Here is a 24,559-nt window from a genome sequence, read left to right on the forward strand (position 1 = left end):
AAGATGAAAATTGCAATAATGCAACCATACTTTTTTCCTTACATAGGTTATTTTAGTTTAATAAAGCACACTGAACGGTTTATTCTTTTTGATACCGTGCAGTATATAAGACATGGTTGGATAGATAGAAATAGAATTTTAAAGCAAAAAGATTCTTGGCTATACATCCAAGTACCTTCATCGAACAAAGGACGAGATACATTAATTAAAGATTTGAAGATAAATAACGTTGAATTATGGCAAAAAAAGATTTTGTCGCAATTAATAGTATACAAAAAATCAGCTCCTTATTATTTTAAAGTAATTAACTTATTAAATTCAGTTTTTGAACAAAAGTTTGAAACAGTAGTTGAGTTAAACAAGTTTTCTCTTCAAGTGATATGTGATTATTTAGGAATAAATCACAAAATAGAAGTGTTTTCTGAGATGAATCTCAAAGTTGCTGATGCCACTGCACCTGATGAATGGGCTTTAAATATTTGTAAAATGTTGCCTGAAGTCAATGAATACTGGAATCCAGTAGGAGGCTTAACTTTTTTCGACAAAACCAAATACGATAAAGAAGGAATTAATCTTTTTTTTCAACATGTTACTTTACAAGAATATGATCAGAAAAGAGAAATGTTTGAGCCAGGTTTATCAATTATCGACATTTTAATGTTCAATTCTCCGGATGAAATTAATTTTATGCTTGACAATTACAAATTATTATAAATGGAATCGATAGGAGGATATTTTGGTCTTGAATTAAATAGAGGAAATCACTATCACCGTGGTTCCAATTGTGTTTTATTAAATTCTGGTAGAAATAGTTTAGAGTACATTTTAAAAGTGAATCAAATTGATAAAATCTATTTGCCTTATTTTACCTGTGACGTTTTATTAGAGCCAGCTACTAAACTAGGTATAAAATATGAAATGTATCATATCGACGAAAACTTAGAACCCATTTTTGATTTTGATAAAGTTCAAAAAAAACAAATTTTTCTGTACACAAATTACTTCGGTTTAAAAGATGATTATATAAAGCTATTGCCCCGAAATAATTTTAATATCGTGATTGACAATGCGCAATCATTTTTTTCAGACCCAATAACTGGATTTGAAACATTTTATTCTGCTCGTAAATTTGTAGGTGTTGCTGACGGTGCCTATTTATTTAGTAATGAATTGGATAACTCAGAGATTGAACAAGATTATTCTGGGCAGCGATTGAGTCATTTAACAACACGAATTGACAAATCGGCGGAAGAAGGTTACAACGAATTTGCATTAAACGATGCTAGTTTAATTGGACAACCCATTTTGAAAATGTCAAGATTTACAGAGTCTGTTTTACAATCCATAGATTATGAAACGATTAGACTAAAGAGATTGGAAAATTATAATTTTTTACACTCTATTTTGGGAGATGACAATAGGTTCAAAGTGATTAAAAATAACTCACAAGTTCCTATGGTTTATCCTTTTTTGACAAGCGATTTATCACTTCGACAACGTCTTTTGGAAAACAAAATTTATTGTGCAAAATATTGGCCAAATGTAAAAAGTTGGAACGGAAGTACTTTAGAATGTGAAATGGCTGAAAATTTAATCCATCTCCCAATTGATCAAAGATATTCTATTGCTGAAATGAAAAAAATCATTAGTTATGTATAATGTTTACATCAGACCATTACAAATTGAAGATGCAGCTATTTCATATCTATGGCGCAATGATGAAGAGATTTGGAAATATACTGGTTCGCGTCCTAATCTAGAAATTACCTATGATATTGAGAGAGATTGGATCGTAAAAGTTATAACAGAAAAGATTTCCAAACGTTTTGCAATCATTGTTGATGGCGTGTATGTTGGAAATATTCAACTTACCAACTTAACTAAGCAAGATGCGCAGTATCATATTTTTATTGGTGATAAAAATTACTGGGGCAAAGGAATCGCGCAATTGGCAACCTTTCAAATTTTGACTTATGCAAGAGAAACTTTACAGCTAAATGAAGTTTATTTACAAGTTAATGTAGACAATGCAGCAGCGGTACGTGTATATGAAAAATCAGGTTTTGAAAAAGAACAAGTAGTTGAGCAAAATTTGAAAATGGTATGTTTTTTAGAATCTTTGCAGCAGCCTACGGTAAGTATTTTTTGTATGGTTTATAATCATGAAAAATATATTGTCGAGTGTTTGGATTCACTTTTAATGCAAAAATGTACTTTTAATTACGATATTGTCTTAGGTGAAGATTGTTCCAAAGATAATTCAAGAAGTATTATTTTAAATTTCAACGAGAGATTCCCTGGTAAGTTTAAATTATTGTTACATGATCAAAACGTTGGTGCCCAAAAAAATCAAGAGCAAATTTTTAAAAGTTGTACCGGCAAATACATTGCTATTTGCGAAGGCGATGATTATTGGACAGATCCCTTAAAATTACAAAAGCAAGTTGATTTTTTAGAAGCTAATCCAACTTATGGTTTGGTTTGTACCCATTATACTTCTGATGAAACCACTACGACTTTTGATACTAGTAAAGAGATAATTTTAAAAGACATTCTAAAAGATAGTGCAGTAGGCACGGTTACAGCCTTATTCAAAAAGGAATTAATTATTGAATATTTTAAAGAGCAAAATAATTTAGAGCTGAGTATGGGCGACTATCAACTATGGCTTTTTATGTGTTCTCGTGCTAGAGTTTATAAATTGTCAGACAACACAGCATATTATAGAATTTTGCAAAATTCAGCCTCTGGACGAAATAATGCTTTAAAACTAAAGAAATTTGCTTTAGATGCACTGCAAATCACAAAACAGAACCTAAACAAGATTTCCTCAAAACAAGATACCGACGATATTTTGAGAGAAAGATATGGGCAATTGTTCAAAATACTAATTGATTCAAGAGATAGAGAATTTATAAAATACCAACTTTCTTTTTTTAAAACTGTAAACCATATTACAGTTTTAGATCTTAAAATATTTATCAAGGGAATTTGTAAAGTATATCTATAATGAAGTTATTATTTGTCCTCATAAATATGAATTTAGGAGGAACTGAAAAGTCGTTTTTAAATTTGATAGAAACCTTATCTACTGATGATGAGGTAACGCTATTATTATTGGAGAACTCAGGCGAACTTCTAAACGAAATTCCAGATAGAGTTAAAATTATTTATCTAGAAAATTCAAATGAGATCAATAAGGTTATCAACACCAGCTTTAATGTTTTATTTCTCCAATCGTTAAAACGACTAAAAGTTGCTACAGCATTCAAGTCTTTGCTGTACTACTTTATTTCTAAACTTGATGTCAAGAACGATTACTATTATTCATTTGTTAAAAATAAAGTTCCAAAAATTGATGCGTCTTTTGATTATGCTATTGCATTTGCAGGTCCGCATAGTTTTATAAGCAACTTTGTTATCCACAAAGTGAAGGCACATCATAAAATACAATGGATACATTTTGATGTTTCAAAAATTTACTTTAATAAAAATGTTATGAGCGCTATTTATCAGAAATTTGATAAAATAGTCTGTGTATCAGCGGATGTTATGACTCATTTTTTAAACGTTTTGCCAAAGTTGGTAACCAAAACTAAAGTGAAACATAATTTACTTTTGTTCGATAAAATTTTAGACTTAAGTACCGAGCCAATTAAAGCTTTCAATACCGATGTTGTTAATATTGTTACCGTAGGAAGACTCTCAAAAGAAAAAGGGCACGAGCAATTTTTACCAACGATGAAACGACTACAAGATAACGGATATAATTTTTGCTGGTACATCATTGGAGATGGCAATCAAAAACAGCATTTAGAAAGTGTAGTTGATAATTTCGGAATGAATAAATCAGTAGTGTTTTTAGGAAAAAAGGGGAATCCATATCCTTATTATAAGTCTTGTGATTTGTATTTGCAACCGTCCTTTTATGAAGGGCATTGTGTATCAATTCTAGAAGCAAAGTTTTTTAAAAAACCAATTGTATGTACTAATTTTTCAGGTGCTAGCGAGGAAATTATAAATAATGTCAACGGTATAATTGTAGATTTTAATGAAGATTCATTTTATAATGCATTAGAAAAACTGATACAGGACAAGCAATTGAGGGATAAAATGGGAGAGTATAATTCCAAATTTGAGTTTAGTAATCCATTGCAGTCATTTGATTTTTATATAAATTCTTAAAATACACCGTTTAAAAGCTTAATTCAATTTGAATTAGCTAGAAAATAATATTGAATGATCATGACTATAGTTTATTGTATTGGTGCTTTGATTAAACCGGGTGGTACCGAAAGTGTTTTGGTTAATAAAGCCAATTATTTGGCCGAACATTCTTCTCACAAAATTCATATCATTATTGCTGAACAACAAGGGCAACCTATTTGTTTTGATATTTCTCCTAAAGTTACCGTGCACGACATGGCTATTAGTACTTATTTTGGTACTAAGTTCAATGTAAAAGGGTTAACTTTTTTTTACAATGCCTATGTGTTGCGAAAGGTATATCAAAAACTTATTGACGCAATCAGTCCTGATATTATTTCTGTTTTAGAATTGGGCTATGATGATTTGATTATTCCAAAATTAAAAACCAAAGCAATAAAAATAAGAGAAATACATAGCTCTGATCAAGCCCAAAAAATTATTCGTGGTGGAACAAGTCTTTTTTCTAAAGACCTTTTGATGATGCATTGGCATAATTATTTGGCGAAACAATATGATACCATTGTTTTACTAACAGAGCAAGATGCACAAGATCGTTATTATTTTAAAAATAAGGAAGTACTACCCAATTGTGTAACTATGCCCTTTGATTTTCAAAAAGATTTTCAGAGTAAGCGTGTGATTAGTGTCGGCCGTTTAGATGTGTTTAAGAATTTTGCTGACCAAATTATGGTTTGGCGCTCTGTTGCCTCCTCACATCCTGATTGGGAATTGCATATCTATGGAGATGGGCCAGAAAAAGAGAAACTGCAAAAGTTGATAATTGATTTGCAATTAGAAAAGAATGTGTTTCTAAAAGGAATTTCAAAAGCTATTGCCCAAGAGTATAGTACTTCAGCATTTTTTATTTTTACCTCGTTAGCCGAAGGATTTGGGATGGTATTGGTAGAAGCCATGCAAATGCAATTACCTGTAATAGCTTACGACTGTCCATGCGGACCCTCAGCGATCATTGAAGATACCGCTAATGGTTTTTTAATCCCACTCAAAAATAAAAAGCTCTTGGAAGAAAAAATACTTTATTTAATAGGCAATCCAGAACAGCGCGAAATTATGGCCAATACTGCTTTACAAAGTAGTCAACAGTATCGACCAGAAATTATCATGCCAAAATGGATTCACCTTTTTGAAAGATTAATTACCAACCGATGAGTGATTTAATAAGTATCGTTGTACCTGTTTACAATGCACAAAATTACATCCTGCAATGTTTGCAAAGTATTTATTTGCAAACATATAGCTCTTATGAAGTACTGATAATTAATGATGGGTCTACAGATGCTAGCGCGCAAATAATACTTGATTTTATTAAAGATAAACCGCATTTTAGGTTGTTTACAAAGGTGAATGAAGGCGTTTCAGTGGCGCGCAATTACGGAATTGAACGAGCGTTAGGAAGCTATTTATCATTTATAGATGCAGATGATTACGTCGAGCGTCATTATTTAGAGAAATTGTTCGAGCCCTTTAAGAACAATTTAGAATTGGGCTTGAGTTGTGGCGGTTATTATGAGTTATCGCGTTATGCTAAGGACGGAATTTCTTTGCATGATTTTCAGGCAGTTCTTGACGAAAATACTATAGATGTTACCTTGTTTTATGATTATTTGTTTCACGGAGTGACTGGTGTATTGTGGGGAAAATTATTTGTTGCATCTATAGTTAGACAACATTCCATCTTGCTGCATCCTGAGATAAAGTTGTCAGAAGATTTAGTTTTTGTATTTGAATATGTGACTCATATTCGAAAGATTGCGCTAGTCAAAAGTCCGCTTTATTACTACAATCGTTTGCATGAAAATGGTTTGAGTGGCTTAATAACGCTGCAAAATATACCAGATTTAGAGCATGTTCATGATGCATTACTGCAGGTGGCAACTATCAATAAGTTACTTTTTTTAGAGCCAGTTATTCGGAATAGGTATAATAGTGGAGTTTTAAAAATAGCTCAAAGTATTTGCGCTAGCAAAGAGAATAGCTCTGGAAAAAAGAGTAAATTAAAACAGCTCTATACTTTGAGTAAAAGTAGGTTAACGCGTTTAGAAATACGTTCTTTGGAGCAAAAAATCTTATGGAAGTTGTTTGTAAACCGTTGGTTTATATGTTTAATAGTCGTTACATCCGTCTTCCAATTTTTAAGACGTTTGAAACGATCTTAAATATTTAAAAAAAAGGATAAAGGTTTTGCAGTACCTATAAAAAATAATTTATACTAATTTATTAATAATTCATGGAGATATCGGTTCAAAAATCAAATCAACTGAAGGCAGTTGCAGTTTTAATGATGCTGTTTCTTCATTTGTTTAATAGACCGTTCAAAGGTTTGTTTCAACCATTGCTGTTTATTGGCACGCAGTCTTTATCCTATTATATTTCGCTGTTTTGCGATGCTTGTGTGCCCATTTTTTGTTTTTTAAGCGGGTATGGATTGTATTTTAAATTTGTAAAAAATACTAATGCAATTTACAAACAAGAAAATTCGGATAGAATAAAAAAGTTGTATATAAATTATTGGATTATCCTATTACTATTTGCAGTCCTTTTAGGTTGGCTTATGAATGCGGATGGCCTACCTGGTGATCTAACAAAGTTTGTTTTGAATGTCACCGCTATAGATACTTCGTACAATAGCGCTTGGTGGTTTTTCTTTACTTACTTACTTTTAGTAGCTTCTTCGGCATATTTATTTTATATCATTGACAGGTTTCCGCTCCTTTTTTTGTCGGCTACCTTGTTAATAATTTATGTGATTGGTTTTTATTACAGGGTGTATCAGCCGGGAGCGTTTGATAATTTCGTGCTCAACTGGTTTCAAAGACAGTTGAGTTTGTATGCTACCTCACTGCTATCTTTTTGCTCAGGTGCTATGGCCTTAAAGTACAAGTGGAACACGAAAATGAGTTTTTTTTTTGCAACTCTAAAATTTAAAAATGCGCTAATTCTAGTTGCTATTGCGGTATTAATAGTTATTCACGGTGTTATTCCTAATTTTATAGTAGCACCATTTCTTGCAATTCCTTTTATTTTTTTATTCTGCCAGCTCAATTTGTCAAAAAATGTAGCACAAATTTTTGATTATGTTGCCCCGCATGCTACTAATATGTGGTTGGTACACATGTTTTTTTATGTGGTCTATTTCGAATCATTCATTTACAGTGCAACATACGTTTTACCTATTTTTTTTGTACTCGTTTCATGTAGTTTGTTTAGTTCAATAATTGTGAATTTGTTGAATAATGCAATTTTAAAAAAAACAAACTTAAGTAGTCTTTGATATGATGAGTAAATCCACAAGAATTCCCGAATTAGAGGCTTTAAGGGGTGTTGCCGCAATTAGTGTACTCTATTTTCATTATACTTTTTTTTTTCGATCTCAATTAAATTATGATTTTAATCCCTTTTTTGATTTTAAATATGGGCATCATGGTGTTGAATTATTTTTTATGATTAGTGGGTTCGTGATTTTTATGAGTTTGGAAACAATAAAAAGTGTAAAAGAATTTTTGTACAAGCGATTTATCCGATTGTATCCCACCTATTGGATCTGTTTATCGATTACATTGTTTGTTTTGTTATTTAATAACACAGATTCTTTCCAAGTGGCACCTGTTGAAAAAATTTTGAATGTGCTCATGTTTCACGGTCTTTTTTATATTAGTAATGTAGATGGTTCTTATTGGTCATTGTTACATGAATTACTATTTTATGCTTTAATGATTACCTTATGGAAGTTAAGTTTACTCCAGAAAATAGAACTTATATGTTTACTTTGGTTAGCACTTATGTATGCTGCTTTTTTACGACCCTCCATAATTGATATTGTGTTAAATCTTAAATTTGGAGTTTTCTTTATAATTGGTATACTCTTTAATTTATTGTATCAAAACAACAAAAATCGTATTGCTCAAATTATTTTAGTAATTGCATTAGTTAGTGTGTTTGTAATTCAAAGGAACCTTGAGGTTTTTTTATTTACATGTTTTTTTGCAAGTGTTTTTTATTTACTGATTTATAATAAGTTATCTTTTCTGAATACACCCATCTTAATATTTCTAGGAAAAGTATCCTATCCTTTGTATTTAATACATCAAACCGTTGGTTTTATTTTAATTTATAATTTGATGAAAGCAGGTTTGCCACATTTTGGTTCAATTTTAGTAACGATGGCATTTGTCATAGGTTTAAGTTTCTTGATTTATGAATATTTAGAAAAACCCATTCTTAAAAAATTTAAATGAAGCTATTGTACATTACAAACGGTATCAATGGATCGGGCGGTCTAGAGCGTGTTCTATCTGTAAAGGCTTCATATTTAGCTGAAGTATACAATTACGATGTAACTATTCTTTGCTTGAATGATGGGCATGAAGACCCATTTTATCGTTTTTCAGATAAAATTAAAATGCTATCAATAACTGTGGCAGGGAATCCATTTCAGTATATCATGTCATATAAAAATGGGATTCAAAAAATAATTAAGACTATTGAACCTAATGTTGTTTCAGTTTGTGATGACGGTCTGAAAGGATTTTTCATCCCTAAAATTATTGGTTACAAGACACCAATTATTTATGAAAGGCATGCCTCTATTGAATTGGACAGGACCAATGGTCTTGCCAATACAATGAAACGAAAGTTAATGCAAAAACTAGCCGCTGACTTTACTGCTTTTATTGTGCTTACTAAAAGTAATTTGAACGAGTGGACTTCGAATAATTTGATTTGTATTCCTAATCCGCTAACTTTTTATCCTGCAACTTCAAGTACTTTAAATACTAACAGTGTCATTTTTGTGGGTTCTCAATCTCATAACAAAGGAGTAGATTTACTTTTACTAGCTTGGCAAGAAGTGACGAAAAAATTTCCTGATTGGAAATTATCATTCTACGGGAAGGGCCATCACGATCATAAATACGAAAAGTTAGCTACAAAACTTGAAATTGAACAGACTGTTTTTTTTAATGGGCCCGTACAAAATATAGAAAAAAAATACTTAGAATCGGCACTAATGGTTTTACCTTCAAGATCAGAGGGTTTTGGAATGGTGTTAATTGAGGCGATGGCTTGTGGAGTGCCATGTGTTAGCTTTGATTGTCCATCCGGTCCACGAGATATTATTCAAGATGCGGTCGATGGATACTTAGTGCCAGCTGAAGAGGTAGCAGCATTGGCACTCAAAATGATGGATTTAATGGCAGACGAAGAGAAGAGAATCCTTTTTGGTAGGCGAGCCAAGCTAAATGTGCAACGTTTTCTTCCAGCATCGGTTGTAAGTCAGTGGGATTTGCTCTTTAAAAAATTAATTTCATGAAAATAGTATTTAACACGGATCAAATATACCTGCACGGCGGAATTGAAAAAGTGATGGCAACAAAAGCCAATTATTTTGCGGATGAATTGGGTTACGATGTTACGATTCTTACCTGTGAGCAGCGCAACAATAAACCTTGTTATCCGTTGAGTGCCAAAATTAAGTTCCTGGATTTAGGTGTTGATTATCATAGAGAAAAAAGTTATTTTTCACTAGCTAATCTTGCTAAACTCCCATTGCATTTTTATAAATTAAATCGAGCCCTTCGTAAGTTACAACCCAACGCAGTCATTGTTTGTAATTTTGGTTTTGATTATTATGGGATGCCTTTTTTCTATAAAAGAGCAAAAAAAATTAAGGAGTTCCATTCTTCGCGTTATTTTGACAATAAAGCGCGAATTGAAAACAATTCGTTCTTTAAAAATCTTTACTTTAAATTTAACGATTGGATAGAGGCTAAATACGATCATTTGGTGGTGTTAAATAAAGATGAGGTTCCGTATTATAAAACGCAAAACGTTGTAGTAATTCCAAATCCTATAACTATCCCAGTTGATGTTGCACCTTTACAAAGTAATTTGGTCATTGCTGCCGGTAGAATTTCTCCAGTAAAAGGGTTTGACCATTTGATTCAAGCTTGGAAAACTATTCATCTTAATGCTCCCGAGTGGGAATTACACATTTACGGTGAGGATTATGTAGGCACACAAGAAAAATTGGAGCTTTTAATTGCAGAGCAACAGTTACAAAAGACGATTTTTTTTAAAGGAAGTAGTACCAACATGCTACAAACTTTTCAAAACTACAGTTTGTACGCGATGAGTTCTATAACAGAATGTTTTCCGATGGTATTGCTTGAAGCTTTATCTGTAGGACTTCCTGTTGTGTCCTTTGATTGCCCCAACGGGCCACGAAATATAATTACTGACGGCGAAGATGGATTGCTTGCCATCAATCAAAATGCTGAGGACTTAGCTAAAAAAATGTTATTTTTGATGCAAAATGAAGAAAAGCGCCAATTTTTTGGACAAAATGCAAAACGAAACAGCACACACTTTTCTACAGCAGTAGTCATGAAACAATGGCTCAATTTATTACATTTTTGATACTATGCTTGACTTTATACCATTAGCCTTTTATACTAAAATTTACTATTATTTTTTATTGATGGTTGTTTTGGTAACATATATCCGTTCAAATTCTACTGAAATAACTGCTCCAAAAAGTATTGCTGCCAATCAGTCTTTAGGTTATTTTATATTGTTTTTCAGTATACTTTATATTGGTTTTCGTCCTATAAGTGGGGCTTATTTTGGTGATATGGGAACTTATGCTACCACATTTGAGCTATACCAAAATGGGGATATGAATATGTTTAAAGAAGATGTTGTATTTGATTTTTTCATGCAGGTTTGTGCTAAAATCATGAGCGTACAATTTTTTTTTGTAACCTGTGTATTGTTATACGTTTTACCTTTATGGTTTGCTTCTAAAAAATGGTTTGCGGGATATTCTTATTACTCCTTTTTGGCGCTTTTAATCTCATTTTCATTTTGGAGCTACGGCACCAATGGGATTAGAAATGGTATTGCTACATCCCTTTTTTTGTATGCTTTATCCAGAGAAAAATTAGCTTACAAATTGATGCTGGTTGCACTGTCAATCGGAGTTCATAAATCATTAGTCATTCCAGCTGTGGCGTTAGCTTTAACTTATTTTTATAAAAATCCTAAATCGTACTTTTACGCATGGATACTTTGTATTCCTCTGTCGTTAGTAGCAGGAGGTTTTTGGGAATCATTATTTTCAGGTTTGATGGGGGATGAACGATCAAGTTATTTGACAAGTGGAAATATCAATGATGACTCTTTTTCAAGTACTGGTTTTCGCTGGGATTTCGTTGTCTACAGTGCGGCTGCGGTGTACTGTGCTTATTTTTTTATTTTTAAGAAAAATTTTAATAACCCTACCTACAACCGGTTGGTCAGTATATATTTAACAGCAAATGGTTTTTGGATATTGGTTATCCGAGCGAATTTCAGCAACCGATTTGCCTATTTATCTTGGTTTATGATGGGACTCATTATTGTATATCCTTTCTTAACCAAAATTCAAGTAAAAAACCAACATAAGGTATTAGGAATGGTACTGATGGCGTATTTCGGTTTTACTTTTTTAATGAATGTAATTTTAGCTGCCTAATAATGAAGACACTTACTGTATTTACACCCACATTTAATCGTGCCTATTGTTTGCATCAAGTATACGATAGTTTGTGTGCTCAAACGGCTCAAGATTTTGAATGGTTAGTCATTGATGATGGTTCAACTGATGGAACTCAAGAACTTGTAGCGACCTGGATAGCCGAGAATCGCATCACTATAAAATACTGTTACAAAGAAAACGGTGGGATGCATACGGGGCACAATAAAGCCTACGAAATAATAGAAACGCCATTTAATGTTTGTATTGACTCTGATGATTACATGCCGCCAAATGCAGTTGCAATTATTATAGAAGAACTCCAAGGATTAGATGATAGTTTTTCAGGTATCATTGGCCTAGATGCAGACCAAAAAGGGAATGTAATTGGCACAACAATTCCCGAGTCGTTAAGTCGCTGTAAACTCAATGAGTTGTACAGCAGGCATGGTGTACAAGGAGATAAAAAAATGGTATATAGAACAGCTTTAATGAAGAAGTGTCCTCCTTATCCAGAATACAAAGGCGAAAAATTTGTACCCTTAGATTACAAATGTTTATTGCTAGATCAAGAGTACGATTTAAAACCCGTTAATCAAGTGCTGTGTGTTGTAGAATACCAACTTGATGGTTCTAGTTTAAATATTTTTAAACAATACCGCAAAAATCCACGTGGTTTTGCGTTTTCTAGATTGAGCAGAATTGAGTTTGGGAGCACATTTAAGGAACGCTTTAAAAATGCGATCCATTTGGTATCTTCTGCTTTGTTTGCGCGAGATTTATCGCTTCTAGTGCAATCTCGAAATCATCTTTTAGTATTTTTTGCAATTCCTTTTGGTGTTTTATTGCATTGTTATGTTCTTTTAAAAACCACAAGTTAAATAGTTATGAAAATACTACATATCATAAATAGTTTAGCAACGGGTGGTGCAGAAAAATTACTACTTGAGACGATTCCGTTGTATCACCAAAAAAATATACAAGTTGATCTTTTGGTATTACAAGATCATGACTCTCCATTTTTGCTAGAACTTAAAAAGTTACAATGCACAACAATATATTCTTTAGGAACTCGATCGGTATATAATCCGCTCAACGTTTTTAAAATTATACCATTTCTGAAAAAGTACGATATTGTACATGTACACTTATTTCCTGCGCAGTATTGGGTTGTTTTGGCTAAAATATTGTCATTATCAAAAGTGAAACTACTCTTCACCGAGCACAACACTAGCAACCGTCGACTTGCAAATAGTTTTTTTCGAATAGTAGACAAACAAGTATATCGTTTCTACCATCGTATCGTATGTATCACTAATGAAATACAGACAATTTTACTAGCCCATACTTCTTTACCAAAGTCTCGATTTACCGTTATTGAAAATGGTGTGAATTTATCAAAAATTGAACAAGCACAACCGTTGTCATGGTCAGAGATTGATAAAAGAATTCAGGCAAAGGATACAATATTAATTCAAGTGGCTGGTTTTCGCGAGCAAAAAGACCAAATGACTCTTATAAAAGCGCTGGTTCAATTACCTACTTCGATTAAATTGGTTTTAGTGGGTGAAGGAATTTTAAAAAATGATTGTGAAAGTATAGCCAAAGAATTAGGACTGCAAGACCGAGTCTTTTTTATAGGTCTACGTATGAACGTTCCACAATTGCTTAAATCAGCTGATATTGTGGTCTTATCATCACACTATGAAGGGTTGTCACTTTCAAGTATTGAAGGCATGGCCGCGGGTAAACCCTTTGTAGCTTCAAATGTTCCTGGATTAGCTGAGGTAGTGCAAGGAGCTGGGATTCTTTTTCCTGTTGGAAATGAAGTGCATTTGGCAGTTGAAATTTCAAAATTATTGGAAGATAAAGTACACTATAACAAAGTTGCTCAGGCTTGCCAAGAGAGAGCGGGGGAGTACGACATTCACAAAATGGTTGATAAACACATAAAGTTATATGAAAGTGTCTGTTAAACCAAAACTGATCCGAACGTCAACTGTAGCCATGTCTTTAGATTATTTATTGAAAGGGCAGCTCGCTTTTTTAAATGAAAAATACGATGTAGTTGCAGTTTCAGGCGCAGATGATCACTTAGAAACAGTGGCGTCAAGAGAAAAAGTGCGAACTGTCTCAGTGCCTATACATCGACAAATCAAACCGTGGCAGGACCTTATTTCTTTATGGAAATTGTATCGCTTGTTTCTGATAGAAAAGCCTCAGATTGTTCATTCTATAACGCCAAAAGCAGGCTTGTTAAGTATGACCGCAGCTTTTTTCGCTAGAGTTCCAGTAAGGATGCATACGTTCACTGGATTAATTTTTCCTTCAAAAACAGGTATCCTTCAACAAATTTTAATTGTAATGGATAAAATTCTGTGTTTGTTTGCCACACATATTTATCCAGAGGGGCAAGGAGTTCTTCAGGATTTAAAAAAGTTTGGCATAACTAATAAAAAGCTATCGGTATTGGCAAACGGTAATGTGAACGGAATTGATGTAGAATATTTTGACCCCAAACAACTAGAACCAGCTCAAATTGTCGCACTAAAACAAGAATTGAAGATTGAAGTAACTGATTTTGTTTATATTTTTGTTGGTCGTTTAGTAGCAGATAAAGGTATAAAAGAATTGGTGGCTGCCTTTTTGAAATTGGAGTCACAAGCTAGCGGAGTCAAACTACTTTTAGTCGGTCCACTAGAGCCTGAGCTCGACCCCCTTGATGCACAAACTTTGCAGGCCATCAGTCAGTCAAACAACATTTTGCATCTTGGGTTTCAAAAAGACGTACGTCAATATTTTTCAATAGCCAATGCACTCGTGTTTCCTAGCTACCGCGAAGGTTTCCCAAATGTAGTATTGCAAGCAGGAGCTATGGGATTGCCCACAATTGCAACCGATATATCGGGATGTAATGAAATAATTAAACGGGGATACAACGGAATTTTAGTACCTGTTAAAGACGAAGTAAAACTTTTTGATAGCATGTTTCAATTGGCGACAAATAGTGTGTTTTGTAACGAGCTAGCTTCTAATTCACGAAGTGTAATTGTTGAAAAGTACCAACAGAGATTAGTTTGGGAAGCCATTGAGAACGAGTATAATAGAATAGTAAATCATGTATAAAGGTTTTTTTAAAATCATTTTTGATAAAGTAGCCAGTTTAATAGGACTAGTTTTGCTTAGTCCTGTATTTTTAATTTGTACCATAGGATTGTTTTTTGCCAATCAAGGAAAGCCCTTTTTCTATCAAAGTAGGCCTGGTAAACGTGGGAAAGTGTTTCGAATTATTAAGTTCAAAACAATGAATGAAAAAAAGGACACAAATGGTAAATTACTTTCAGACGCAGAGCGATTGACAGCAATTGGGACTTTTGTTCGCAAAACGTCATTAGATGAAATTCCTCAATTAATTAATGTGCTAAAAGGTGATATGAGTTTGATTGGTCCAAGGCCTTTGCTAGTCTCTTATTTACATTTATACTCTGATTTTCAAAATCGCAGGCATGAAGTAAAGCCAGGAATAACAGGATGGGCTCAGGTCAATGGTCGCAATGCAATAAGTTGGGATAAAAAATTTGAATTGGATGTATATTATGTAGATCATCAGTCTTTTGCACTGGATTTCAAAATTTTATTATTGACAATTCAAAAAGTAGTAAAAAGCGAAGGTATTAACGCTGCTAATGCAGCAACAATTGAACCTTTCAATGGCTGAAAAGTTATTTTTGTATGGGGCCAGTGGTCATGGTAAAGTTTTGTTAGACCTAATTCAATCGAATAAGCAATCGGTCGATGGCGTTGTTGATGACAACCCGCTTTTGTACGATTTAATGGGAGTTCCAGTATATAGGAGTAGTAAATTAAATCACTTTCAGGGGGAGTTACTTATTTCAATTGGAGACAATGCCGTGCGTAAAGCAATTGTAACGTCTTGGTCCTTTAAAAAATTCTTCAAAGCAATTCATTCTAGAGCTACTGTTTCTTCCTATGCAAATGTAGGGGATGGTTCGGTTGTGATGGCGAACGCTGTTGTGCATGCGGATGTACAAATTGGAGCCCATTGTATAGTAAATACGGGGGCTGTGGTAGAACATGATTGTACCATCGGTGATTTTGTACATATTTCACCTTGCGCTGCTATAGCAGGTAATGTTGTAGTAGGTGAGGGAACACAAGTTGGCATTGGAGCTTGTGTCATTCAGGGAATTCAAATTGGTAAATGGGTTACAATAGGCGCAGGAGCCGTTATTATTAAAGATGTACCAGATTATGCTGTTGTAGTTGGTAATCCTGGAAAAATTATAAAATATAAAAAGAATGAATAATTCAAAAATTTGGTTGTCCTCTCCACATATGGGAGGCAATGAACAAAAATACGTACAAGAGGCTTTTGATACCAATTGGGTTGCTCCGCTAGGACCAAATGTTACTGGCTTTGAAAAAGATTTAGAATCGTACTTAGGGAACAATGCACATGTTGGCGCTTTAAGTTCAGGTACAGCAGCATTGCATTTAGGGTTGGTGCTCCTCGGGGTAAAGGCTGGTGACGTAGTTTTATGCCAAAGTATGACTTTTTCTGCATCAGCAAATCCAATTTTGTATCAAGGTGCAATACCAGTGTTTATTGATAGCGAGACTGCGACATGGAATCTTTGCCCCGTAGCACTTGAGAAAGCAATTGTACAGGAAACAGCCAAAGGGAAAAAGCCTAAGGCTATTATTGCAGTGCACTTGTATGGAGTTCCTTATCAAATTGAAGCCATCAGAGCGATAGCTGATCAATACGAGATTCCAATTTTAGAAGACAGCGCAGAAGCGTTGGGCAGTACTTACAAGGGCCAAAAATGTGGCACCTTTGGTGATATTGCAGCATTGTCTTTCAATGGTAACAAAATCATTACTACTTCTGGAGGTGGTGCTTTGGTAGCACAATCTGAGGCAATCAAGGAGCGAGCCATTTTTTATGCTACTCAAGCTAGAGATGCAGCACCGCATTACCAACACAGTGAAATTGGCTATAATTACAGAATGAGTAACATTTGTGCTGGAATTGGTCGCGGACAAATGGAAGTACTGGATGATCATGTAGCTAAACGTCGCGAAATGCATGATTTTTACGAAGAATTATTTCAAGATGAAGAGGGTATCACTGTTTTCTCTTCGCCTGACTCGGATTATTTTGCAAATTATTGGCTAAGCGCTATCGTGATTGATCCTGCAAAAACAAATGGCTTAACTAGTGAACAGTTGCGCTTGGCACTCGACGCAGAACAAATTGAGTCAAGACCATTATGGAAACCAATGCACTTACAACCAATTTTTGAACAATATGCCTATTATGGTACGACGGTTTCTCAGGACCTGTTTGAAAATGGATTGTGTTTGCCTTCAGGGTCTAATTTGACTGATGCTGATAAAACGCGTATTAAACAAGCGATATTGAAGGTGCTGCTTAATTACAAATAATTAGGGGTGATTTCCACAAGGTCAGTTCGAGTGTTTTTAATTACGAAATTAAAACATAGCCTATATCAAAAAACACTCTAATTGGCAGGGAATTATAATCGATAATTAATGCAATCAAAAGGTCATATTTTAAAAGAACCTCATTGAAAGTGCTTTTGAAATACTCCATACATATCCCGTAGATACCCTATACATAGCCCGAAGGAACCCGTATGTTATTTGAAGGTGAACAAGGTAGCTTACTTCAAAAACATTTATCGAAATAAAGGTGTACAATGGCCTATTTTAATTATTATATTTGTACTGTAAGTAATATTAAATAAATCAAAAATTTTGGGTAATTCTTCTAAGAAAAAATCGATTAAATTTATTGCTTCATTGGCAGAAAAGCTGAATGTGAGACTAAACATGAAAAATTTAGGCTACCTACCAAGGTGGATCATTGTAAGTATTGACATGATGGTGTTAATGGTTTGCTTTGTGTCTACTTTTTTGATATTCCAAGGGATGCGAATGAGTTATATTGTAACTCATCACAACGTAGCATTTATATGTTCTTTTTTTGGGACAAACTTGTTTTTCTTTTGGCTATTTCGAACTTATTCTGGAATTATAAGACATTCATCTTACATCGATGCAGTAAAATTATTCTTCTCTCAAGCCTCAGTATTGATTGTCTTTGTACTGCTGAATTTTATTTGCTTGGTTTCTCTTGGTTTCAAGCCTTTACTAAACACCGCTTTGTTTTTTAATACCACTTTGTCTTTTTGTGGTTTATTTTTATACCGCGTTTTGGTAAAACAAGCTTTCGAATTGTATTTCTCAGATAAAAAGAGCGCAAATCTAATTCGAACGGTAATTTACGGTACTGATGCAAATGCAATTTCTGTTGCCAATGCGCTTAATTTTGAAACCCCTTCTCGTTTTAAAATTGTGGGGTTTGTGGATAAAAACAATCAAAATGCATCCAAAAGGATGTTAGACTTACCCATATTGGTGCTCAAAAAGAAATTGCCAACATTGATGCGATCTGTAAATGCTCAAAGTGTCATTATTGCAGATAAGTCTTTGTCTAAAGAAGATCAAATTGCATTTGTAGATCAATGTTTGGAATACAATTTAAAAGTTTATACAGTACCTTTAATTTCGGATTGGGAAAATCAAAAGGAGATTTCTCAAAAAGTGAAGACAATTGAAATTGAAGATTTGTTAGAGCGTAAGCCTATCGTTTTAGATAACAAAGGGATTTCTAAACAATTAAAAGATAAAGTTATCTTAATCACGGGAGCAGCCGGATCAATAGGTAGTGAAATCGTAAGACAAGTAATCACTTTTAATCCAAAATTGGTCATCATGCTGGATCAGGCTGAAACGCCTTTGCATCATTTACAGCTAGAAACTGGAGTTTTAAGGAGTGACGCAGAGATTCGCACCATTATTGGTGATATCCGCAACCTTAAAGCAATGGATATGGTTTTTAAAACCTATGCTCCTCAAGTTGTTTTTCATGCTGCAGCATACAAACATGTACCTTTAATGGAGGATAATCCTTGTCAAGCCGTTTTTACGAATGTAGTAGGCACAAAGATATTAGCAGATTTATCTTGTTTGTACAAGGTCAAAAAATTTGTAATGGTCTCTACCGATAAGGCAGTAAACCCAAGTAATGTAATGGGTGCTAGCAAAAGAATCGCAGAGAAATACGTGCAATCGCTACAGTTAAAAAATCGACAAGAAAACGAAAAAGCAGCCACAAAATTTATTACTACACGATTTGGTAATGTTTTAGGATCTAATGGATCTGTAGTACCGCTTTTTACAAAACAAATTGCGCAAGGCGGTCCTGTGACCATAACTCACAAAGATATTATCCGTTATTTCATGACCATTCCCGAGGCTTGCCAATTGGTACTTGAAGCGGGCGCAATGGGTAAAGGAGGTGAAATTTACATTTTTGATATGGGTAAACCTGTCAGAATTATAGATTTAGCTCGTAAAATGATAAAATTAGCGGGATTTGTGCCTGAAAAAGACATAAAGATTGAAGTAGTGGGTTTACGACCAGGAGAAAAACTATACGAAGAACTACTCAATGATACCTCAAAGTCTATTCCAACACATCATGCCAAAATTATGATTGCACAAGAAATTCAAGAGGAATATGAGAATCTTCACCAGGAGATTTATGAATTGATCTCTATTTCTAAAAACTTTGCAGGTGATGCCATCGTTGGGCAAATGAAAAAAATTGTACCCGAATTCAAAAGCATGAACTCTAGTTTCGAAACACTAGATAAGTAACATAAATACATACACATTAATTTAATTAAACGAAACAGGCATCCAATCGCCTGTTTTTTTATGCTCTTGATTTTATGATCCTGTAGAGTGCTCTTGATGTCAATTTTAAAGTAGATCATGACAATTTGCTCACAAGTGAAGCGCCAGCAAAATACAATGAAAAGCTATTGGTTTTTACAAGTAACTAGTGTCGGAAATTAGCATAATTATTCTTCCCAAATTCCTCGATTCACCCTAGTAAAGCTGCGCAAGCTGTTGAAAATTTTCCGCTATTTTCCAGCACAATAAATAGTAGAAGTGAAATTTTTGGACAATTATCCTCAGAGTTTAGTACGAAATAAAGCGCAGGGTAGATTGACGCAAGTTGGAGCATCGCCGCATAGGTTAATGCTAGAATTTAAAAGCTTCTTAGCTTAAATCTGGCAAGTTTGTATGATTATAATTACTATCTTTGCCGTCTTTTAAACTAAGAAATATGAAACACATTCTTTTACAAAAAACAGCAATCTTTGTGGTTTTTGTAGTATTGTTGTGCTCTTGCGCTTCGCGTAAGGATATGATTTATTATCAAGATGTTGATAATCAATCAAATCAAAAAGGCTTAAATAGCTATGAAATTAAAATACAACCTGATGACCTATTGTTACTCACTGTTTACGCAGACGATCCCGAGGCTGTAAAGTCATTCAATTTAAATATGTCAACAGAGTTGACATCAGGAAGCTCGGCTGGATCCTCTTATTTAGTGGATGCTAATGGGTACATTGACCTCCCAACAGTTGGTAAATTCAAAATAAGTGGTTTATCTCGTAGTGAGGCTTTAAAATCACTAGAGCAGGAGTTATCTAAATACATAAAAAAACCGATCGTTAGTCTTCGAATTAGTAATTTTAAAGTCTCAGTACAAGGAGAAGTTGCTGCACCAGGAAGTTATCCAATAGCATCTGAAAGAGTGACTCTGATCGAAGCGCTCAGTATGGCAGGAGATTTAACGGTGTATGGTAAAAGAAATAATATTTTGGTGATTCGCGAGGTTGAAGGGGTTCGTTCTTATAATAGAATTGATATCACAAAAGCTGAATTTATGAATTCACCTTTTTACTATTTGTCACAAAATGATGTGGTATACGTAGAGCCAAATCAAAATAAAATTGATGGATCTGCTGTAGGGCCGAGTATTAATTTAATATTTTCCGTTACAGGTATACTAATATCATTGGCAACTTTCATAATCACCACTCTAAAATAAGCTATAACCATGGAAAACAATTCTATGATAAATGACACACCAGAACAGGATTTTCAAATTAGGGCTATTGTAGATCAGTATGTTTCCTATTGGAGGTGGTTTGTTTTGGGAGTGGCAATTACGATGAGTGTAGCTTACATTTATTTGCGCTATTCCATTCCGCAATACAGAGCAGCGACAACAATTTTAGTTAAGGATGACAAAAAAGGAGGCTTATCTTCAGAGCTATCTGCTTTCGCAGATATGGGTATAAGTGGTGGTAAAAGTAATTTAGACAACGAAATTGAAATTCTCAAATCTCGAAGTTTGGTAGAGAATACCGTTCGTAAAATGAACTTGAATATTGCGTTTATTGTTGAAGGTAAAGTGCTTAGTACCAATTTGTACAATAAAGCACCAATTCTACTAACTTATCTTGAAAAGAAATCTGATTTCTACAACGAAGGTCGATCCTATCAATTTTGGGCATTGTCGAATGATACATTTCAATTTATTGATTTATTGGGGCAAGGAAATGTCTTAGAAGGAGGAAAAAAAGTGTTTCGTTATGGGCAACCTATACGCACTAAGTATGGAACTTTGGTGATTAACAAATCCTTGGTCAATACGCAACCTTACAATGATGAGGTGCGTCCAATCAAAATCATAATCAACCCTCTAGAAGGTGTAGCAGCTAGTTTTAGGTCACGCTTAAGTGTAGCTTTGTTGAGCAAAACGAGTAGTGTAGTAGAGTTGTCCCTTGTAGATCCTGTAGTAGAACAAGCGGAAGATTTTTTGAATAATTTGGTGCAAAATTACAATGAAGAAGCTGCCGCCGATAAAAACTTCATTTCTGAAAACACTTCCAAATTCATAGCAAATCGTTTGGCTTTAATTACTGAAGAGTTAGATGGTGTTGAAAAAAATGTAGAAAGTTTTAAAACGGGAAATCAGCTAACCAATATCGAGGCAGAAGCACAGCTTTTTATAGAAGGTTCAAGCGAGTATGACAAAAAAGGTATTGAGACAGATATTCAATTGAATGTAATTACATCGTTGACTGATTTTTTAAAGAAAAGTACACCTTCGGATTTATTACCAACTAATATTGCAAGTGGAGAAGCGCAAGAACTTATCCAAGAGTACAATCAGTTAGTTTTGACACGCAATCGTGTTCTTAAAACGGCAACAGAGGTCAATCCAACGGTAGTTAAAATTAGTGAACAGATCAATGCTTTGAAATCAAATGTTGCAGCTAGTTTGAGTCGTCAAAAAAACAATTTGATGATTCAAAAGAGAGATTTAGGGAGTCAAGAAGGTGTTTTTAACAGTAAAATAAAAAAAATCCCGTCGCAAGAACGTCAATTTAGGGTAATTGCACGCCAACAAAAAGTAAAGGAAGAATTGTACTTGTATCTTTTGCAAAAACGCGAAGAGACTGCTATAGCGCTTGCTGCAACTGAGTCAATTGCACGTGTTGTAGACTCTGCAAAAGGATCATACACTCCAATTTCACCTAAAAAAAGCATTATCTATCTAGGTGCTCTTTTGCTAGGTTTGTTAATTCCTTTCGCAATCATTTATTTGCTTGACCTTTTAGATACTAAAATTAAAAGCCGTTTGGATTTGGAAGGTAAATCACCAATTCCTTTTATCGGTGACGTGCCTTCGTCCGATTCTCCTTCTGAAATTATAAAATCAGAGAGTAGAACCAGTTCAGCCGAAGCGTTACGAATCATACGAACGAATCTAGAGTTTATGTTGACCAAGGTGCCAGAAGGTATTGCAAAAACAATTTTCTTGACGTCAACCTTTCCTAAAGAAGGTAAAACCTTTGTATCGGTAAATTTAGCGGCGACTTTTGCATTGTCAGGAAAAAAAGTTTTATTAATCGGAATGGATATTCGTAATCCTAGACTAGATGAGTACTTGTCAATTCCAGATCGTGGTGTAACTAATTATTTGTCTAGCAAAACCCTAGTTTTAGAAGATTTAATTGTGAAATACGATGGTTTCGAAGATTTTCATATTTTACCAGCGGGAATTATTCCTCCCAACCCAGCGGAGTTGTTAATGAATAAAAAAGTAGATGGACTCTTTGAATCACTCAAAAAACAATACGATTACATCATAGTCGATACGGCTCCCGTAAGTTTAGTGACAGATACGTTATTAATTGCTAAGCATGCGGATTGCTTTATCTACGTAGCTCGTGCTAATTTCTTAGAAAAACGAATGCTTAATATACCAAACACTTTGTATAAAGAACAAAAGTTGCCTAACATGTGTCTGCTTCTTAATGATACAGATTCTACAAAAGGCTATGGGTACGGTTATGGTTATGGAGTACAAATAGAGAAAAAAGTTTGGTACAAACGACTACTAGGAATTAAATAGAGAATACCTTCAAAAAAAACGGGTACTGTAGTGCAAAGCTATAGTACCCGTTTTTTTATATTAAGTGATCAAGCTTTAGTAAGCCTGTTTTAAAGACTTATATTTTTAAAAAATTGATTGTTAGCAATAGCCTCTTCAAGTGGTTTTAGGTCTTTTATAAGTACTTTATTTTCAAAAGCAGCAATATGTTTCAAATGATGTACATCCGTTCCGACATAAGTATACATACCTTTCTGTAGTAATTGATTTGCGATTTTTGTAATTGCTTCACCATAATACCCTACCACCGAAAGTAGGTTCAATTGAAAGACACAGCCTGCTCGCAAAAGTTTATCATATTCACTATTATTATTGTGATAAAAAAGGTATCGCTCAGGATGTGCTAACACAGGAATATATCCTGCCACTTGCAAGTCAAACAAAATACTGTAAAGCTGTATTGGTGCATTAATGTATGACATTTCTACTAACACATAATTATCTTTTAAAGTCAATAGAGTGCCTTGTTGAAAAAGTGTGACAAACTGGTCGTCCATCAAATATTCAGCTGCAGCTTTAAAAGGCAATGCAAATCCGTTAGTATGTAAGTCAAGCAAGGTTGATTGTTCCTTGTCAATAATACCCTCCTTGGTGTTGTTCCATACATGTTGAATAATATGAGGAGTAGTAATGATCTCAGAAATCCCAAAACTTTGCAACGCCTTTACAAGAGTATGGGTGTCGTTCATCGTTTTAGCTCCATCATCAATACCTGGAAGCAAGTGAGAGTGTATGTCAATATGATGATCAGGGATCAAGTCCCTCAAGATCGGTTTGGGTTTTAAGAATGTAAACATGTTGCAAATATAAATAAAGTCTCCTATTATTGTACGGCTCTTTGTGTATTCAATTTTGATGCATTACTCTATATTTATTGCAGCTCACATTGTCTGTGAATAGTGTCTCCCTTTTGGCGTTCCGTCTTTCTTGCTCTTGCCTTTTGTTTAGGCAAGATCAAGTAAGTCGTCGGGCTATTCGCTGCAAGTCCTCGCCACTCCCTCAATAGGGTCGTGCCTGTGGGCTTTACGCTGCTATCCCTAACGCGAGCTGCACTTATTGATGACGAATTTTGCAATAGCTACCTATATATAGTAAAGCTTTATTGAAGACTATATAGGAAGACCAATTACCAAATCACGGTCCAAATCCCTAAGTAAACACCCAAAACCACCCTAACGATCGTATTGATCAAAAAAACTTCCTAGTTAACCCCTTTGATTTTAAGTTACTTAAAAAATAGTTTGCAATTAAGTTTAAAAAAGGCTTGTAAAAGCGAATAAAGGTTGTAGTTTTGCACCCGCAAACAGCGCAACGTTCTAATAAAAACTGAAAACAAACGAGAAAACAATTTTTAAAAAAAGATTGCAAAAAGTTTGCCAGAGTTA

Annotated in this window: 21 protein-coding genes; 20 read left to right on the top strand and 1 reads right to left on the bottom strand. The window is 34.2% G+C overall.

The window, feature by feature from the left end:
* Nucleotides 1-3: 3 nt before the first annotated feature.
* From G9Q29_RS13245 to G9Q29_RS13340, 20 genes are all read left to right on the top strand, one after another.
* Nucleotides 4-714, top strand: coding sequence for a WbqC family protein (locus tag G9Q29_RS13245; protein ID WP_166138252.1), 711 nt, complete (start codon nucleotides 4-6; stop codon nucleotides 712-714).
* A complete protein-coding gene (locus tag G9Q29_RS13250) occupies nucleotides 715-1,659 on the top strand; it encodes a hypothetical protein (RefSeq protein ID WP_166138255.1) in 945 nt (314 codons plus the stop codon).
* A complete protein-coding gene (locus G9Q29_RS13255) occupies nucleotides 1,652-3,010 on the top strand; it encodes a GNAT family N-acetyltransferase (protein WP_166138258.1) in 1,359 nt (452 codons plus the stop codon). Before G9Q29_RS13250 ends, G9Q29_RS13255 begins: the two co-directional genes overlap by 8 nt.
* The gene (locus G9Q29_RS13260) at nucleotides 3,010-4,185 is read left to right on the top strand and encodes a glycosyltransferase (protein WP_166138261.1); all 1,176 of its coding nucleotides are present in this window, start codon (nucleotides 3,010-3,012) and stop codon (nucleotides 4,183-4,185) included. Before G9Q29_RS13255 ends, G9Q29_RS13260 begins: the two co-directional genes overlap by 1 nt.
* A 60-nt stretch (nucleotides 4,186-4,245) precedes the next feature.
* Complete coding sequence (locus G9Q29_RS13265; RefSeq protein WP_166138264.1) at nucleotides 4,246-5,379, top strand: glycosyltransferase family 4 protein; 1,134 nt, start codon at nucleotides 4,246-4,248, stop codon at nucleotides 5,377-5,379.
* Nucleotides 5,376-6,386, top strand: coding sequence for a glycosyltransferase family 2 protein (locus tag G9Q29_RS13270; RefSeq protein ID WP_166138269.1), 1,011 nt, complete (start codon nucleotides 5,376-5,378; stop codon nucleotides 6,384-6,386). The genes G9Q29_RS13265 and G9Q29_RS13270 overlap by 4 nt, the downstream gene beginning before the upstream one ends.
* A gap of 71 nt (nucleotides 6,387-6,457) precedes the next feature.
* Nucleotides 6,458-7,501, top strand: coding sequence for an acyltransferase family protein (locus tag G9Q29_RS13275; protein WP_166138272.1), 1,044 nt, complete (start codon nucleotides 6,458-6,460; stop codon nucleotides 7,499-7,501).
* Nucleotide 7,502: 1 nt separating this feature from the next.
* Nucleotides 7,503-8,465, top strand: coding sequence for an acyltransferase family protein (locus tag G9Q29_RS13280; RefSeq protein WP_166138275.1), 963 nt, complete (start codon nucleotides 7,503-7,505; stop codon nucleotides 8,463-8,465).
* The gene (locus G9Q29_RS13285) at nucleotides 8,462-9,538 is read left to right on the top strand and encodes a glycosyltransferase family 4 protein (RefSeq protein WP_166138278.1); all 1,077 of its coding nucleotides are present in this window, start codon (nucleotides 8,462-8,464) and stop codon (nucleotides 9,536-9,538) included. Before G9Q29_RS13280 ends, G9Q29_RS13285 begins: the two co-directional genes overlap by 4 nt.
* The gene (locus tag G9Q29_RS13290) at nucleotides 9,535-10,644 is read left to right on the top strand and encodes a glycosyltransferase family 4 protein (RefSeq protein WP_166138281.1); all 1,110 of its coding nucleotides are present in this window, start codon (nucleotides 9,535-9,537) and stop codon (nucleotides 10,642-10,644) included. Before G9Q29_RS13285 ends, G9Q29_RS13290 begins: the two co-directional genes overlap by 4 nt.
* Before the next feature lie 4 nt (nucleotides 10,645-10,648).
* Nucleotides 10,649-11,740 carry an EpsG family protein gene (locus G9Q29_RS13295; protein WP_166138284.1) on the top strand — a complete coding sequence of 364 codons (1,092 nt, stop codon included), beginning with the start codon at nucleotides 10,649-10,651 and terminating at the stop codon, nucleotides 11,738-11,740.
* A 2-nt stretch (nucleotides 11,741-11,742) separates the two neighbouring features.
* Nucleotides 11,743-12,621 carry a glycosyltransferase family 2 protein gene (locus G9Q29_RS13300; protein WP_166138287.1) on the top strand — a complete coding sequence of 293 codons (879 nt, stop codon included), beginning with the start codon at nucleotides 11,743-11,745 and terminating at the stop codon, nucleotides 12,619-12,621.
* Nucleotides 12,622-12,627: 6 nt separating this feature from the next.
* Complete coding sequence (locus G9Q29_RS13305) at nucleotides 12,628-13,716, top strand: glycosyltransferase (RefSeq protein WP_166138290.1); 1,089 nt, start codon at nucleotides 12,628-12,630, stop codon at nucleotides 13,714-13,716.
* Nucleotides 13,700-14,866: a glycosyltransferase family 4 protein gene (locus G9Q29_RS13310; RefSeq protein ID WP_166138293.1), complete on the top strand. Its 1,167-nt coding sequence runs from the start codon at nucleotides 13,700-13,702 to the stop codon at nucleotides 14,864-14,866. The genes G9Q29_RS13305 and G9Q29_RS13310 overlap by 17 nt, the downstream gene beginning before the upstream one ends.
* Complete coding sequence (locus tag G9Q29_RS13315; protein ID WP_166138296.1) at nucleotides 14,859-15,458, top strand: sugar transferase; 600 nt, start codon at nucleotides 14,859-14,861, stop codon at nucleotides 15,456-15,458. Before G9Q29_RS13310 ends, G9Q29_RS13315 begins: the two co-directional genes overlap by 8 nt.
* Nucleotides 15,451-16,068, top strand: a complete 618-nt coding sequence (locus G9Q29_RS13320; protein WP_166138324.1) for an acetyltransferase — start codon at nucleotides 15,451-15,453, stop codon at nucleotides 16,066-16,068. The genes G9Q29_RS13315 and G9Q29_RS13320 overlap by 8 nt, the downstream gene beginning before the upstream one ends.
* A complete protein-coding gene (locus tag G9Q29_RS13325; RefSeq protein ID WP_166138299.1) occupies nucleotides 16,061-17,209 on the top strand; it encodes a DegT/DnrJ/EryC1/StrS family aminotransferase in 1,149 nt (382 codons plus the stop codon). Before G9Q29_RS13320 ends, G9Q29_RS13325 begins: the two co-directional genes overlap by 8 nt.
* Nucleotides 17,210-17,617: 408 nt before the next feature.
* The gene (locus tag G9Q29_RS13330) at nucleotides 17,618-19,510 is read left to right on the top strand and encodes a polysaccharide biosynthesis protein (RefSeq protein WP_225872947.1); all 1,893 of its coding nucleotides are present in this window, start codon (nucleotides 17,618-17,620) and stop codon (nucleotides 19,508-19,510) included.
* Between the two features lie 475 nt (nucleotides 19,511-19,985).
* Nucleotides 19,986-20,759: a polysaccharide biosynthesis/export family protein gene (locus G9Q29_RS13335; RefSeq protein ID WP_166138301.1), complete on the top strand. Its 774-nt coding sequence runs from the start codon at nucleotides 19,986-19,988 to the stop codon at nucleotides 20,757-20,759.
* 9 nt (nucleotides 20,760-20,768) lie between these two features.
* Nucleotides 20,769-23,135, top strand: coding sequence for a GumC family protein (locus G9Q29_RS13340; protein WP_166138304.1), 2,367 nt, complete (start codon nucleotides 20,769-20,771; stop codon nucleotides 23,133-23,135).
* Nucleotides 23,136-23,224: 89 nt separating this feature from the next.
* Here G9Q29_RS13340 and G9Q29_RS13345 read toward each other — a convergent pair whose 3' ends face one another.
* Nucleotides 23,225-23,971 (bottom strand): tyrosine-protein phosphatase, encoded by a 747-nt coding sequence (locus G9Q29_RS13345; RefSeq protein ID WP_166138307.1) that lies wholly within the window; start codon nucleotides 23,969-23,971, stop codon nucleotides 23,225-23,227.
* Nucleotides 23,972-24,559: the final 588 nt, after the last annotated feature.

The sequence above is a fragment of the Flavobacterium turcicum genome (assembly GCF_011365745.1).
Taxonomy (GTDB): domain Bacteria; phylum Bacteroidota; class Bacteroidia; order Flavobacteriales; family Flavobacteriaceae; genus Flavobacterium; species Flavobacterium turcicum.